The organism is bacterium, assembly GCA_021372615.1.
Lineage (GTDB): Bacteria > Armatimonadota > Zipacnadia > Zipacnadales > UBA11051 > JAJFUB01.
The window spans coordinates 23,564-39,146 of sequence record JAJFUB010000046.1 but is presented as its reverse complement, the minus strand read 5'-3'; the positions used below and the strand labels follow the sequence as shown (position 1 = coordinate 39,146).

11 protein-coding genes are annotated in these 15,583 nt (G+C 67.9%); 6 read left to right on the top strand and 5 right to left on the bottom strand.

From position 1 onward, the window contains the following. Positions 1-14: 14 nt before the first annotated feature. From LLH23_07615 to LLH23_07605, 3 genes are all read right to left on the bottom strand, one after another. A complete protein-coding gene (locus tag LLH23_07615; protein ID MCE5238346.1) occupies positions 15-710 on the bottom strand; it encodes a response regulator transcription factor in 696 nt (231 codons plus the stop codon). Continuing rightward, entirely contained in the window at positions 703-1,851 is a 1,149-nt protein-coding gene (locus LLH23_07610; GenBank protein MCE5238345.1) for a DUF4118 domain-containing protein, read from the bottom strand. The genes LLH23_07615 and LLH23_07610 overlap by 8 nt, the downstream gene beginning before the upstream one ends. Positions 1,852-2,063: 212 nt before the next feature. Continuing rightward, positions 2,064-3,989 carry an APC family permease gene (locus LLH23_07605; GenBank protein MCE5238344.1) on the bottom strand — a complete coding sequence of 642 codons (1,926 nt, stop codon included), beginning with the start codon at positions 3,987-3,989 and terminating at the stop codon, positions 2,064-2,066. 243 nt (positions 3,990-4,232) lie between these two features. On the opposite strand from LLH23_07605, the gene LLH23_07600 reads away from it, so the two are divergent. After that, entirely contained in the window at positions 4,233-7,649 is a 3,417-nt protein-coding gene (locus tag LLH23_07600) for a hypothetical protein (GenBank protein MCE5238343.1), read from the top strand. A 113-nt stretch (positions 7,650-7,762) separates the two neighbouring features. Here the strand turns inward: LLH23_07600 and LLH23_07595 are convergent, their stop codons facing one another. Together LLH23_07595 and LLH23_07590 are read right to left on the bottom strand one after the other, a co-directional pair. Then, entirely contained in the window at positions 7,763-9,142 is a 1,380-nt protein-coding gene (locus LLH23_07595) for a hypothetical protein (GenBank protein MCE5238342.1), read from the bottom strand. Positions 9,143-9,153: 11 nt separating this feature from the next. Beyond that, entirely contained in the window at positions 9,154-10,137 is a 984-nt protein-coding gene (locus LLH23_07590; GenBank protein ID MCE5238341.1) for a hypothetical protein, read from the bottom strand. Positions 10,138-10,267: 130 nt separating this feature from the next. Here LLH23_07590 and LLH23_07585 point away from each other — a divergent pair, with 130 nt between their 5' ends. From LLH23_07585 to LLH23_07565, 5 genes are all read left to right on the top strand, one after another. Beyond that, positions 10,268-11,467: a Gfo/Idh/MocA family oxidoreductase gene (locus tag LLH23_07585; protein ID MCE5238340.1), complete on the top strand. Its 1,200-nt coding sequence runs from the start codon at positions 10,268-10,270 to the stop codon at positions 11,465-11,467. A 24-nt stretch (positions 11,468-11,491) separates the two neighbouring features. Further along, positions 11,492-12,574 (top strand): magnesium/cobalt transporter CorA, encoded by a 1,083-nt coding sequence (gene corA, locus LLH23_07580; protein MCE5238339.1) that lies wholly within the window; start codon positions 11,492-11,494, stop codon positions 12,572-12,574. 129 nt (positions 12,575-12,703) lie between these two features. After that, positions 12,704-13,075: an FxLYD domain-containing protein gene (locus LLH23_07575; protein ID MCE5238338.1), complete on the top strand. Its 372-nt coding sequence runs from the start codon at positions 12,704-12,706 to the stop codon at positions 13,073-13,075. Positions 13,076-13,127: 52 nt separating this feature from the next. Continuing rightward, positions 13,128-14,126 (top strand): Gfo/Idh/MocA family oxidoreductase, encoded by a 999-nt coding sequence (locus LLH23_07570; protein MCE5238337.1) that lies wholly within the window; start codon positions 13,128-13,130, stop codon positions 14,124-14,126. Between the two features lie 82 nt (positions 14,127-14,208). Then, complete coding sequence (locus LLH23_07565) at positions 14,209-15,456, top strand: Glu/Leu/Phe/Val dehydrogenase (GenBank protein MCE5238336.1); 1,248 nt, start codon at positions 14,209-14,211, stop codon at positions 15,454-15,456. Positions 15,457-15,583 lie beyond the last annotated feature (127 nt).

Sequence of the window (15,583 nt, the reverse complement as noted above, 5' to 3'; positions counted from 1 at the left end):
TGCTCAAGCCCCAGCTACCCCGGTGGCGCCGCCAGGCGGTACCCCACGCCGGGCTCCGTCAGGATGTACCGCGGGCGCGTCGGGTCCGGCTCCAGCTTGCGGCGCAGGTTGCTGATGTTGACGCGCAGCAGGTGGGCTTCGGGGTCATAGCTTGCCCCCCAGACCTGCTTGAGGAGTTGGCCGTGGGTCAGCACCTTCCCGGCGTGCAGGGCCAGGGCCCGCAGCAGTTCGTACTCGGTGGGCGTCAGGGACAGTTCGTGCCCTCCGAGGGAGACGAGCCGGCGCTCAAGGTCCACGCGGAGTCCCTCGACCTCATAGACCGGCTCCCCGTCTGGCCGCGCCGCCCTACGCATCGCGGCCCGCAGCCGTGCCAGCAGCTCCCCGACGCCGAAGGGCTTGGTCAAGTAGTCATCCGCCCCCGCATCCAGTGCCCTGATCTTCTCGCCTTCATGCTCCCTGACCGAGAGGACAACGATCGGCACCGCCGACCACTCACGCAGGCGCGTGATGACCTCGTGGCCCTCCAGATCCGGCAGCCCAAGGTCTAGCACGACCGCGTCCGGCCGCACGGCCGGGACGGCATCGAGGGCCTCGTGCCCGTTCGGCGCCTCGTATACCTGGTAGCCTTCGGCCGTTAACGTGGCGTTGAGGAAGTGCCGAATGGCTTTCTCATCATCAACGACCAGAATGCGGGGGGCCGCCTTACTCATGGGGGGCCTCGTCTCCGCCGGCCAGCGGCAGCCGGATGGTCAGGATGGCTCCCCCCGCAGGGCTGTTGCCGGCGCGGATGGTGCCACCGTGAGCGGTGACGATCCCGCGGCTAATGGCCAGCCCTAGCCCGACGCCCCCCGTACGCTGTGGCCCCGACTGCCGGCGGAACCTCTCGAACACCCGCTCCAGGTCAGCAGCGGGAATGCCCGGTCCGCGGTCCCGCACCGTCACCTCAAGCTCCTCGCGGACGATCTGCGCGGCGACGACCACGGCTGCCCCCGCCGGCGAGTGCTGGACTGCGTTGTCGAGCAGGTTCACCAGCACCTGGACCATGAGCACGAAATCCAGAGGCACGAGGGGCAAGTCCGGCGCAAGGCTAACCTCGACCAGCCGGTCGCCCAGTCGCCGGCCCATCTGGGCGAGCGCCGCCCCGATCAGATCCTGAGTGTCCGTCGGCTCCCTGCGCAGGCGCAGCGCGCCTGCCCGCAGCCGCGTCATGTCCAGCAAGTTGCCCACCAGGTGGTTCAGTCGCTGCGCTTCCTCCAGCGCCGTGTCCAGAAGCTCCGCCTCACTCGCCGCGAGCATCTGGTCGCGGCGTTCGGCCCACTGCCGCAGGCCGCTCAGCACCCCCGTGATCGTCGCCAGGGGGGTTCGCAGGTCGTGTGACAGCGAATCCAGCAGCGCCGTCTGCAACTGATCGGTGGCTCTGAGCAGCTCCACTTGCTTGACCACCGCCGCCTGCTCGCGCACACGCGCCACCAGGGAGCTGGTCACCAGGCTGGTGATCAGCAGGCCGGCGAAGGTGACCAGGTACTCTGTGGCGTGCACAGCCAAGGTCAAGTACGGCGGCACCATGAAGAAGTCGAAGGCGAGGGTGCCAAGGACGGAGGCCAGCAGTGCGGCCCCCCGTCCCAGGTACAGGCCCGCGATCAGGACGCCCGCCAAGTAGAGCATCACGATGTTCGTAGGCTCGATCAGGCGGCGGATGGGAAGACCTAGGGCGGTGGCGGCGGCGACCAGCGCGGTCGCGTACAGGTACCCGCGCAGTCCATCGCACCCACATGGCCGCTCCCGATCGGGTGGGTGGTCGCTCAGTCGGTCTGGCGCCATGGCGGTATTGTAGTCGACGGGTCCCAACATTCATAGGTCATTTGTGGCCACCGCGGGGGCGATCGTCGCCTGGCAGCCTTCCGTGACAGCGAGGCACACACCGCCCGCTATGGCGTCCTCACTGATCTCAGGCCATTGTTCAGACGCCATCGCGAACCAGAACGAGAGGCCCGTGCTCCAGGCGCCGCTAGCCCAGTAGACCGCCAACAGGATCCAGCAAACTCCACCGACGATAGTGACGATCATGGTTCCTCAGGCGGCTCCGCCACGGAGCCGTCGTCCTCGGGCGCTGCGGCAGGCGGCCACTCCTCGGCCGCTCCGCCCAAATGGTAGGGCACATTCACCACCACGACTCTTCGCTGGTACAGCAAGGCTAGCTTGAGCCGCCAGCCCGTCTGGTTGTGCAGGATGCTGTGGATCGGGTGGCAGACCACGAACTCGGGGATCACCACCGTGAGCAGGTCCAGCTTCTCCTCCCGGAGCAGCCGGCTGATGTACTCGATGATCGGCTGCTTGAGCTGACGGACGGGCGACTCCAACACGGTCAAGCGCAAGCCCTGCCCCCACTTCGTCCATTGCTTCCGCACCGGCTCGGCCTGCCCGGGCTGCATCTCGACGTACACGGCCTCAGGATCCCGGCTTGTGGCCCGCGCATAGGCCAAGGCAGGCAGTATGCCGCGGTGAACGCCTGAGACCAGGACAACTGTCCGGTGGCGTGAGAGCGCCGGCGGCACGCCCACGCCGTTCAGTGAGAGGGCGCGGGCCACGCCCTGGTAGTGCCGGTGGATGCGGAAGAACACAAAGACCATCGCCGGCACCATGAGCACCACGATCCACGCCCCGTCCAGGAACTTGGTCGTGGCGAAGACCAGCATCACGACGGCGCAGCAGAGAGCGCCCAGGCCGTTCACCAAGGCCTTGACCTGCCAACGCGGCTCGCGCAGGCGGAACCACCGCCGCACCATGCCTGACTGGGATAGGGTGAAGGACAGGAACACGCCGATGGCGTACAGCGGGATCAGCCGGTCCACGGTGCCGTGGAAGACGACGCACAGCAGCGCGGCCATTCCCCCGAGGACCACGATCCCGTTGTGGAAGACCAAGCGGTCGCCCAATTGAGTGAGCTGACGCGGCAGGAACCCGTCCGTGGCATGGAGGTTCGCCAGACGCGGGAAGTCGGCGAACGCCGTGTTGGCCGCCAGGATGAGGATGCCGGCTGTCGCCGCCTGCAGGACGTAGTAGAGCGGTCCGCCGGCATACACGATGCGGCCCACCTGGGAGATGACCGTCTCGTGCTCCAGTGGCGTGATGCGATAGACGTGAGCCAGCACTGTCAGTCCCAGGAAAAAGGTCGTCAGCAGGCCCGACATCCAGGCCATCGTCGTCGCGGCGTTGCGCGCCTCGGGTGGCCGGAACGCGGTCACGCCGTTGCTGATCGCCTCCGTACCCGTAATGGCAGCGCAGCCGTTGGCGAAGGCATGCATGATGATGAAGGCGAAGGCGAAGGTGGATAGCGGCGTGCTGGACGACGCGACGGGTGCCGGGTGCTCGGTAATGACGGGTAGCCCAGAACACAGCAGGTGGTAGGCGCCCATCCCCAGCATCAGCAGCATGATGGCCACGTAGGTGTAGGCCGGCGTCGCCGCGAACCACCCAGATTCCCTCACGCCTCGCAGGTTCACGAGCGTCATCAGGGCGATGGCCACCACGCAGAGCGCCACGCGGTGCGGGAACAGCGCGGGGAAGGCCGAGGTGATGGCCGCGACCCCGGCGGCGATGCTGACGGCCACCGTCAGCACGTAGTCCGTCAGGAGCGCCGCCCCAGCAATCTGGGCCGGCGCCTCCCCGAGGTTGTCCCGAGCGACGATGTATGCGCCGCCGCCGCCAGGATACGCCATCACGGTCTGCCGGTATGAGATCGTGACGATGACCAGCAGCCCAACAATGCCCAGCGCAATGGGGATCGAGTAGCCGAACGCCATCGCGCCGACCACCGGCAGCAAGTAGCGGCCCAGGACGATCAGGATCTCCTCAGTCGCGTAGCAACTGGAGGACATCGCGTCCGAGGCAAAGACCGGCAGGGCCAGGAGCTTGGGCAGGCGCTGATGCAGCGCTGCGTCTGTCGGGATGGGACGGCCGAACAGCAGACGTCGTAGATCAACAGACATGGTACATCGCACCTTGCGTCGGGCCTGCAGACGGAGAAATGGCCACCCCTGCGGGTGGCCGTAGTGCACCCCGTATGTGCCCTGCATTATCCGTCGAGAGGGCGTCAAGATGCTCGATAGGTGTCCTGCGAAGGCGTCAAGGGTGTGTCAATATGGCATCCTTGCCCCCCCCGGGCAAGCAGGAGCGGAAGGTCCGGGCGCATGACCAGACGAACGTCAGCGCCACGGACCGGAGGGTTGCCCATGGCACGCACGATCGTTGGTCTGGTGCTCCAGGTGCTGGTTGCGGCGGCTGCTGTTGCCGCCCCGCTCCCCCGCGCTGCCGAGCCGGCACAGCCTGTCCTCCCCGACGTGACGCAGGTGCGCGAATTCCAGCCCCAACCGGTGTCGTGGTGGCCCTATGTCATCAACGCCGGGTGGGGTGGGGGACGCGGCGGGCCGGAGCGCCTCAGCGGTTGGACCGCTGAGAACTGGCCGCTGCTGGACTACCTGGATCGCTCCTCTGATTTCACCAGCAACGAGTGGCTGTCCCACCGCGGCATCTGGTACGAAGTGTACGGCCACAACGAGTACCAGGAGACGATCCACTTCGTGCTCGACGGGGCGAAGAAGCTCTTTTGGGACAACGGCTTCGCGCAGGACTTCAACGGGGAGCGCGTGCTGTCGCCCGAGTACAACAACAGCCAGGCGTGGTGGAAGGAGAGGGTCGGGTGGGACGCCTACATCGTATGCAACAACGCCCCGCGCTGGTCAGCGGTCATTGACTATGACCTCATCAGCGCCGCGGCGCTGGGCCATGCCACCAGCCAGGACAACATCGGCGGGCCTACCAGCCGCATCGGCGCCGGCAGCCACGGCCGGTACTGCGACTTCTGCTCCCGCCGGTTCTTCGACTACCTGGCGCGGACCAAGCGTCTGCCCGACTTCCGCGCGAAGTACAAGACCATCCGCGACCACGTGCAGGCGACGCAGATGGACGTCATCGAGCAACTCCCGCCGTTCGGGAAGTGGACCTTCGACCCGCCGCAGGCGGAGGTCATTGCGAAGCTGTGCGAGCCGCCGGTGATGAACCAGTACCAGAAGTTCCTGTACCTGTCGCACCTGTCGAACTGGGTCGCCTACTACGGCGACTGCAAGCTGACGGCGGCGCGGCTGGGGCGGGAGTTCGACGTGCACGGCAATCAGGGCGGGTCGGCCATCGGGGCGATCCCGTACCAGGTCGCGCTGGGCGACTTCGTGGACACCGTGTGGTTTGAGAGCCAGGGCATCTCGGCCTATGACATGTTCAGGTACCACTGGAACAACGCCGACGGGGCGCTGCGGTATGCGATGGGGCGGGCCATGACGCGCGGTACCAAGCCCTTCATGTCCATGCTCAAGTTCCACAAGCCGACGCCCGACGTCGTCGAGCACGAGATCGCCGAATGCTGCGCGGGAGGCGGGGTGTTGTTCCCGTACCAGGACAGCTTCGAGAAGGAGCCGGAGCTGCGGAAGCTCATGACGGACTACTACCGCTTCCGCCACGCGCACCGGGCGCTGTACCAGCCGCAGAACACGCAGCCGCTGTCCGACGTGGGGCTGATCTACTCGATCCCCAGCCTGATGTACCACGACTACATGTACTCGGTCAGCAAGCCGCTGTGCGCCTTCGAGGGGATCGCGCGGGCGATGCAGGAGGGACACATCCAGTACGATGTGGTCATCATGAACCACCCGGAGATCTACCGCGACCACTGGGGCATCAAGGAGCTGAAGCGCTACCCGGTGCTGGTGCTGCCGGCGGGCGAATGCCTGAGCGAGGCGCAGATCGCGGTCCTGACGGCGTATCTGAAGCAGGGCGGGACGCTGGCCGTGACCGGGGACTGCGGGACGCGCGACGAGGACAATGTGCCGCGGGCCACGCCACCGCTGGCGCAGTGGAAGCAGGCCGGACGGGTCGTCGAGATCAGGCCGGGGAAGACGTTCCTGCCGCCGCGGGCGACGGAGAGCGAGGCGACGCAGGCGCAGACGGAGGAGACCATCGCGGCGTTGCGGGAGGCAGTCAGAACCCCGACCGTGCAGGGGGAGCTGCCGCGGCTGCTGTGGGTGAAGACGTGGGTGCATGGGGCGGGGAACGGCGTCCTACCCCCTACCCCCTCCCTGAAGGGAGGGGGAACGGCCCCCGCCCCGCAGGCAGGAGCCCCCGCCCCGGCGTTCGTGAGCGCGCACTTCGTCAACTATGGCGTGGACTTCGAGAGCGGTAAGGTGACGGATACGACGCCACTGCGGGTGACGCTGGCGGCGCCAAAGGGCGTGGACGCGGCCGAGGCGACGTGGCTGGTGCCGGGCAAGCCGCCGCAACCCATGGCGCTGGAGATCAAGGACGGCCGGGCGGGATTCCTGATCCCGGGCGTGCATCTCTACGGCATCCTGGTCATCGGGCCGGCCGGGGCGGAGCAGCGCTTGAGCGAGCGGCTGCAGACCGAGGCGCTTCTCGCTCGCGCGAAGATGGCCGTGGCCACGAAACCCTCGACCGACTCTCTCCTGGCCGATGTCACCAGGTCCGAGCACGGTGTGCAGACGCCCGAGAAGGCGCAGGAATTGCTGCAGTTCACAGCGGGGCAGAGCGACACGGACTACCTAGGGTCCCTCCAGCACGCCGCCATCGTCGACAAGCCGGTCGCGGCCTTCGCCTTCGGCGCGCCAGCGGACTTCCCGGGCTGGAAGGCAGTGAAGGGTGACATGGCCTACACCGCCGACGCGGGCTGCGGCTGGCTACCGGCGACCGATGACAGCGATCCGCTGCCGGATGAGGTGTACTACGACTCCGCCCAGCGGTATGGGAAGGACTTCGTCGGGCCGGATCCGAGCGCCCACCGTCTGCCCTTCTGGCCGTACAAGGAGCCCGTCCCGCAGCCGCTGCAGTGGAGCCTGTCCTCCGGCACGGCGCGGACGTTCCGCATTGACGTGCCCCCGGGCGGCTATCGGGTGCGCGTCGCCAATGTGAACGCCTCGTGGACCAACTACAACTTCCGCGTGTCGGGGATGGTGTCGTGCCACGGCCGGGTGATGCTGCCGGACGCGGTGCTCGACAAGAGCAGCCTCGCGGCGCGGAGCTTCGAGACCACGGCACAAGACGGACATCTCGACCTGACCTTTGGCGGGGCGACGGGCTGGGGCGTGGCGGCGGTGGTTGTGGAAGCCGCGCCCCCGCGGGCGCCAGCCATGCCCCTGCCCGCCTGGACCTTGCTGCGCGACTGGCAGGTCAGCCCGCGTTATGCCAACCCGGAATGGTGGCGCACCGTGACGACACCGCTCGAGGGGCGACTGGGGAGCCTGCCGCTGGCGGGCTGGACGAAGCTGACCGCCAACTGTGAGGAGCACCCGTCCCCGTGGGCGGGGTTGCCTGTCATTGACCTCGGCACGAACCGCGAGGCCGAGGTCGGCGATGTGGTCTACGCGGTGACGACCATCAAGGGTGGCAGGGAGCTGTGCTTTGGCGCCACGAGCCAGGCCACGCTGTGGCTCAACGGCAGACTGCTGGGGTCTGTGCCCAATGAGAAGGGGCTGCGTGAGGAGCTCGTTGCGCCGCTGAAGCTGCAGCCGGGCGAGAACAAGCTGGTGGTGAAGCTGCAGCGGTTCTGGGAGCGGCGGTGGCTGTTCATGGCGACGGTGAAGTGAGAGGGCCGTAGGAGCGCCGGCTTCCAGCCGGCACGTCTGGCACGTGGTCATCGCACGGCTGCCAGCTGGAAGCTGGCGCTCCTACGGCACGACGCTCCTACGGCACCAGGGGCCTACATCGCCTGCAGCAGCTCCGTCGCCCCGGCGACGATCTGGTCGAGAGCCTCGGGCTGGAGCTTGGCCCAGTAGCGCGTGTTCACCTCATGGCCGCCGCGGGCGAGGGCGGCGGCGGTGGGGATGTAGCCGACGTACTGCGTGGCGCAGTGGGCCACGTACGTCGGGTAGAGCGGCGAGGCGATCTTCAGGGCCAGTTGGCCCTCGACGAAGGGCTCGCCGGGGAGGGCCACGATCGCTGCGTCCCCCAGGCGCAGGGCCTGCACCTCGTAGGCCAGCTTCCCCTCACGACGGCTCTGCAGATACACGCTGGCGATGCTGGCGGTGGTGACCCAGTCGCCCGTCACCTGCGTGTGCGCCTCGTCCTGCCATTCGGGCGTCAGGCGGCAGCGCAGCATCTCCTCAGACTTCGCGACCTCCTCAGCCGACAGCGGGCGGAAGGGCAGGGGCACGAGTTTCGAGCGGCAATCGAGCCGCGTGGGCGGCGCGAACTCCATCGTCCCGATGGCCCTGCCCACCATGTCGGCCAGTTGCCGTCCCATCAGCACGTGATCGTCAGGGTAGTCGGGCTCGAACGGCGGCCAGGGGTTGATGTTGCCACACGCGCCGTTGAGGACCAGGGGGACGGCGCCGGGATAGGCCTGCGCCAGCTCCGCGCACAGGGCGCCGGGCCAGTCGGGTGACACGATCCGCCTGGGGAAGACGTGCACCGGGTGGCAGGTATAGTGCGCCAGGAGGGCCTTCATTCGGCCTGCCGGGGTGCGCAGGGCGATGACGCCGACCTCCGGGTCCATCGGGCCCTCGAGGTAGCGCAGGTTCGTGGGGCCGAGCGGCTCGGGCCACGTGCGACCCGGCATGAAGACCCGCCCATCGCGCCCGACGGCCCGGCGGTTGAAGGCCAGGCGGCCCTCGATGCCGCTGGCGGCGGCCAGCTCGACCGGCTCCAGGCCGGCGTAGGCTTCCCGCACGGCCTCGACGGCCCGGCCCAGCGCGAACTCGGAGTAGGCGCTGTCCCCGCCGCGCAGCCACTCACAGTCGGGCGGCAGTGCGGGGAAGTCCGGGTCGAGCATGAGATGGCCCAGCGAGGGCGCCGAGTGCGTCTGGGTGGCGCAGACGATGACTTGCTCCGGCGTGCAGCCAACGATCTCGGCGGCGGCCTGGCGCAGGGGGGCAGAACAGTCCGCCGTCACGATGGTGACATCGAGCACGATCAGGCAGGCGCGCCGGTCACCGGCTTGCAGCACGAGGGCACGGGCGAAGAGCGGCTCCAGGACGGCCTCGGCCGGGCGGTGGACACCCACCGCGCCGGCCAGGTGGACGGGGCCGACGGGGGTGATGTCGGCGCGGGCGGCGCCGGCCATCCAGAGGGGCTGGGTCATGGGATCGGACCTCAGGCGTTGAGCGCCCACAGAGTGTCGAACTCATGCCGCATCTTGGCGTACAGCGCGGTCTTGGCCGGCGCCTGCCAGAGCGGGCTGTTGACGGTCGGCTCTCCGGCGAGATACTGGATGTAGACGGCGGACTCGTCGGTGACGGTCAGCTCACCGTGAGGCAGGCCGCGCTTGATCTGCCGGAACTCGATGCCGTCGGCCTGCGCTGCCACGGCGGCGAAGTACTCCTGCATCTCCTGCAGACGTCGCACCAGGCTGTCCAGGGGCTCCTCCGGCGTGGAGGCACTGGCGAAGGCGGGCAGGGCGGGATGAGCCGGGTCGAGAATCATGAGGCGGGCGCGACAGCCGCCAGCGGCCTTCTCGGCCAGCAGGTTGGCGAAGTAGTTGCCGCGCCGCCAGATGTGCAGCGTCGTGCCCATCACGTCGAAGCGCTCGCGGGTGTCGGCCAGCAACTGCCGCCAGTTGTCGGTGGTGCCGAACTCCTGGCACCGATCCATGAAGCAGAAGCCGCTGCCCGGCCCGCCCAGCGGGATCATGCCGCCGAACGGGAACACCGGCGCGAACTCCTGGCGCTCCAGCTCGCGGATGTAGTGGACGATCTCGCTCACGTAGGTGCGGTCGAAGAGCGCGCGGGGCTTGAGGTCGTAGATGATGCAGCGCAAGTCCTGCACGTCGAACGGCAGTTCCTCGCTGCGGTCAATGAGGATCAGGACCGGCTTGGCCGCCGCCTGAGCCACGGCCAGCTCGTAGAAGACGTTGGGGTTATGGCCGGTCAGCAGCGCGATGCACATGTCGTCGGCAAAGATCTCCTGGAACATCTGCTCCGTGATCTTGCCGGCCTCCCGCAGGTGGTCCGAGCGCACCGCCTCGATCTCGCATTCGTCCATGGCGGGCTTGATGATGTAGTCGTACACATCGTCGGCATGTTCGCGGATCTCGGAATCGCGCGTGCCGATGGGGCTGATGACGAAACAGCGACGCATGGGTGAAGCCTCTTGCCTTCGGGGGTGCGCGCCATTTCGCGGGCCACTGCCCTGATCCCTGCCCGGCGGTGCAGGAGAGCGGCCCGCCGCAGGGAAAGGGTGAGCAACATACACTCACGCAGGTGATCTCATGGGTCTCAAGGTCGGTTTCTGTGGCGTCGGCGCCTTCGCCGACAACTTCATTCCCCTGTTCAGGGCGCACCCGCTGGTGGAGCAGGTGGTATTCGCGGACGTCAACGCCGAGAAGCTGCGGGCGAAGTCGGAGAAGTGGGAAGTGCCGCAGACCTTCGCCTCGCTGGACGAGCTATGCCAGACGGACGTGGACGCCATCGCTATCTTCAGCCAGAACTGGCTGCACGGCCCGCAGGCGGTGCAGGCGCTGCGCGCGGGCAAGGACGTGTACTCGGCGGTACCGGCGGGCATCAGCGTCGAAGAGATTGACGAGTTGGTCCGCGCGGCGCGGGAGACCGGCCGCATCTACATGATCGGCGAGACCAGCTACTACTACCCGGCAGCGATCTACTGCCGCCGCCGCTTTCGCGACGGCGACTTCGGGCGGGTAGTCTACTCCGAGGGCGAGTACTACCACGACTACGACCACGGGCTGTATGACGTGATGCGGTGGCGGGGCGGTGAACGGTGGCGCGAGACCGCCGGCAGCCCGCCGATGCACTACCCGACCCATTCGACCGGGCAGGTCGTGTCGGTCATTGACGCCCACGCCGTCAGCGTCTCGTGCTTCGGCTTCGTGGACAATCACCCCGACGGTCTGTTCCGCGCGGACGTGAACATCTGGGGCAACACGTTCTCGGACGAGACCGGGCTGTTCCACATGTCCGATGGCAGCATCATGCGCATCAACGAGTTCCGACGGGTGGGGCACCCGGGGGCCGAGGCGATCAGCATCTACGGCACCGAGGGCTGCTACGAGCAGCAGGTCGGGGCGCAGTCATGGGTCACCAAGCAGCGGGGCGCCACGGAGGACCTGCGGGAGCTGCTGGCGCCGGTCGGCGCGCCGCGGAAGGTGGAGGGGGAGATGGCGGTGCTCAAGGACGCGCAGACCCATGCCGGCGTGGCGCGGGTTCATGACGTGAACCGGCTGCCGGTTCAGTTCATGAACCTGCCCAACGGCCATCTGGGGTCGCACCAGTTCCTGGTGGATGACTTCGTGCGGGCGTGCGTGGAGCGTGTGCAGCCGCCGTGCAACGCTTGGGCGGCGGCGCGCTACGTGTTGCCCGGCCTGACCGCGCACGAGTCGGCCGTGCGGGGCGGCGAGTTGATGCCGATCCCCGATCACGGCGACTGCCCGTCTGAGGTGGTCGAGTTCTAGCACTCACAGCAGGGGTTGAGGGCCATGCCCACCACGATGATGTTGCTGCGGTACGACGCCGACCAGCTCGAGGAGCGCGAGCTGTCAGCGCCGGAGGAGTTCATTTCGGCCCTGAGCCAGCCGGGCGTGCTGTGGCTGCATGTGCAAGGGGAAGTGGCGCCCGAGCAGTTGCGTCGTTTCGCGGACCTGCTGCACCTGCACCCCCTGGCAGTGGAGGACGTGGCGAACGAGCCACAACGCCCCAAGGCCGAGGAGTATGAGGAGCAGGACTTCATCATCGCCCACACCATCGAGGCGCTGGACCACCAGTTCGTGTTCCGCAAGTTCTCGATGTTCGTGGGCGAGAACTACGTGCTGAGCTTCCAGACCGGCCCCGATGCCGTCGCCGAGCCGGTGCGCCAGCGCCTGCGGACGGCGCGCGGCCTGATCCGCCACCACGGCGTGGACCACCTCATGTACGCCCTGCTGGACACCATCGTGGACAGCTACTTCCCGATCCTGGAAGACATGGGCGAGTACCTGGACGAGGTCCAGGAGCAGGCGCTGTGGCACGACCGCGGGGACACGGTCCAGACCATCCAGGGCGCCAAGCGCGAGCTGCGGCAGGTGCGCCGGGTGCTATGGCCACTGCGCGATGTGCTCAATGTGCTCATGCGCGATGACAACAACACGGTGTCACAGCCGGTGCGGCACTTCCTGCGCGACTGCTACGACCATGTGATCCAGCTCATGGACATGGTGGAGGTCTACCGCGAGGTGGCGGCCGACCTGATGGATGCGTACCTGTCGGCCATCTCCAACCGTATGAACTCCATCATGAAGGTGTTGACCATCATCGCGACCCTGTTCATGCCGCTGACGTTCCTCGTTGGGCTATACGGCATGAACTTCCGGACGGACGTATCGCGCTGGAACATGCCGGAGCTGACGTGGCGCTACGGCTATCCCTTCGTGTGGGTTGTCATGGTCCTGTGCGTCATCGTCATGCTCGCGTACTTCCGGCGGCGGGGCTGGATCGGGCGCCCGGATGTGCCGTGCGTCGAGGACGAGGAGCCGTGCCCGACCCCGCCGCGCCGCCGCCACCGCGACCGCGTGGACATGATCTAGCGCTGCCGTTGGAGAGCCGCGCTCCGACGCCTGGCAGGCAGGTACGACGACGGCAGCGGCTCTGGAGAGTCGCGCTCCGACGCCTGGCAGGCAGGAATCCGCCCCCGGGCGGCGAACCGTGACACTACTATGCCCCTGAGAAGGCCCCTTCATCCGGCCCTCCTGGCAGCGGCCGCGCTTCTGCTTCTGTGCGGCGGATGCGCGCGCGGCGGCAGGGGGAAGATCACCGACCTGTTCATCAGCAACCAGCGCTACGTGATTGACGAGACGCGCGACATGGTCCACGTCTACGGGCGGCTCGAGAACACGGGGCGAGCCCGCTTCCGGCAGGTCGAGGTGCAGGTCACGCTGCTCTCGAAGTCCGGCAGCAGCCGGGGTGAGAACAGCACCATCCTGTCGGGCATCCAGCCCCTGGAGAAGCGCCTGTTCGCGGTGGACGTCACGAGCCACGGGCGGGTCAACAGCGTGGATGTCCAGGTGCGCGAACCCAAGGCGCCGTGAGCCGCTACAGACCACCGTTCCCGGCACGCCGCGACGGACGAGGAGAAGCGACATGAGCAGCATCGAGCCGGTCGTGCGCACGCCCCTGCGTGCCGCCATCGTCGGCGCCTCCGGCATCGGCAAGCACCACGCCAAGTGGGTGGCGGCGCTGGGCGGGGAAGTGGCCGCCATCGTCGGCTCCTCGGCCGAGACCGCCGCCGCGACCGCGCGGGCGCTGCAGGACCAACTGCAGATCAGCCCCCGGCCCTACCACGACCTCGCGGCCATGCTCACCGCCGAAGCCCCCGATCTCGTGCATGTCTGCACGCCCCCGCACCTGCACCATGGCCATGTGATGGCCCTGGCCTCACACCGCTGCCACCTGCTGTGCGAGAAGCCGCTGACCTGGGATGACGCCAAGCCGGGCGAGCAGCTCTTGGCCGAGGCGCGGGAGATGGTCGCGGCCACCACCCGCCCGGACCGGGTCACGGCGGTCAACCTGCAGTATACGGCCGTGCCGCTGGCGTACGACGCGCTGCTGCAGGCGCTGGGACTGCCGCGCGAGCGGCCGCGCACGTTCTTCATGCACATGGACTCGCGCCGCGAGCGGAATGTGTATGAGATCATCTGGCGGGAATTGTCGCCCCACTGCCTGAGCGTGCTGGCGGCCTTCTGCGGGCCGGGCCAGGTGGACTTCGACACGGTGGACCTGGTGCTGGGCGAGCGGCAGGACCGGGCACAGTTCGTGTACGTCTGCGCCGACGGGGCGCGCTGTGAGGCGGAGATCGTGGTCGGCACGGTGCTGGAGGGGCCGCTGACCCGGCGCTTCGGCATCAACGGCGTCATCGCCGACTACGAGGGGCGCAACGACGCGGCCGGGGTCTTCCGCACGTATCTGAAGCTGGACGACGCCGAACAGATGAGTGATGACTTCATGTACCTGTCCATGCGGCAGATGCTGTTGGCCGTGACCGGGCAGACCGAGCAGCCGCTGGCGACGCTGGCCGAGGGGTTGCACAATGAGGAGATGCAAATCGGCATCCTGGCGAGGGGGCGCCGAACCGGCGACTGATCCCAAGCACCGGTCGTCCGACAGCCGCAGCCAGAGCACCGCCGTAGCACCACCCGATCGAGCCCCCTGAAGGAGGCAGTCCATGGCCGCATACAACCCTCGCGAGGTCGCGCTACAACAACTCGCCGACACCGCCGCACGCATCAGTCTCCCCGATGCCATCCACCAGAAGCTCCGCCACCCCAAGCGCATCCTGACGGTGTCCATCCCCACGGCGATGGACGACGGCAGCGAGCGGGTCTTCACCGGCTATCGCGTGCAGCACAGCATGGAACGCGGGCCGTGCAAGGGCGGCATTCGTTACCACCCGGACGTGACGCTGGACGAAGTGACCGCGCTGGCGATGTGGATGACATGGAAGTGCGCGGTCGTCAACATCCCCTTTGGCGGCGCCAAGGGCGGCGTAGTCTGTGACCCCAAGGAAATGTCGCTGGACGAGTTGGAGCGGATGACGCGCCGCTTCACGAGTGAGCTGGTCCCGATCATCGGCCCCGATACCGACGTGCCCGCCCCCGATGTCTACACCAACGCCCTGACCATGGCCTGGATCATGGACACCTACAGCATGAACAAGGGCTACCAGGTGCGCGGCGTGGTCACCGGCAAGCCGGTGGAACTGGGCGGCTCCCTCGGCCGGGACACGGCCACTGCCCGCGGCTGCGATGTCTGCACGCGCGAGGCGATGAAGGTCCTGGGTATCCCGCCCGAAGGCGCCCGTGTGGTCGTCCAGGGCTTTGGCAACGCGGGGAGCTACTACGCCATGTTCGCCGAGCAGGCCGGGTGCAAGGTCATCGCGGTCTCCGACAGCAAGGGCGGGGTGTACTGCGATCGCGGCCTGGACGTGGCGGCCGTGCGGAAGCACAAGCGCGAGACAGGCTCCGTGGTCGGGAGCGCCAACTGCGACGCCATCGGCGATGCGGAGTTGCTGGCCCTCGAGTGCGAGGTAATGGCACCGGCGGCGCTGGAGAACGTCATCACCGTGCAGAACGCTGGCAACGTGCGAGCCAGGATCATCGCCGAGGCGGCCAACGGGCCGACAACCCCCGAGGCGCAGCCCATTCTGGACGACAAGGGGGTTTTCGTCATTCCGGACATCCTGGCCAACGCCGGCGGCGTGACCGTCTCGTACTTCGAATGGGTGCAGTCGCTGCAGTACCTCTACTGGTCGGCGGAAGAGGTGGACTCGCGCCTCCTGGACACCATGGAGAAGGCGTTCCGGGCCGTGTACGAGGAGAGCCAGGAGAAGCGGATCAACATGCGCGACGCGGCCTTCAACATCGGCGTGGGGCGTGTGGCCAAGGTGCAGATGCTGCGGGGGATCTACCCCTAGCCGCCGTTCTGCAGCACCCGCAGAGATGTCTACGCACAGCCGCCGGAGGAGTCCCCGGCGGCTGTTGCGCTGCCCCGGAGGGAGGACCTGTCGCCCCCGGGGTCAAATCCTCCCGGTACTGCCTGTC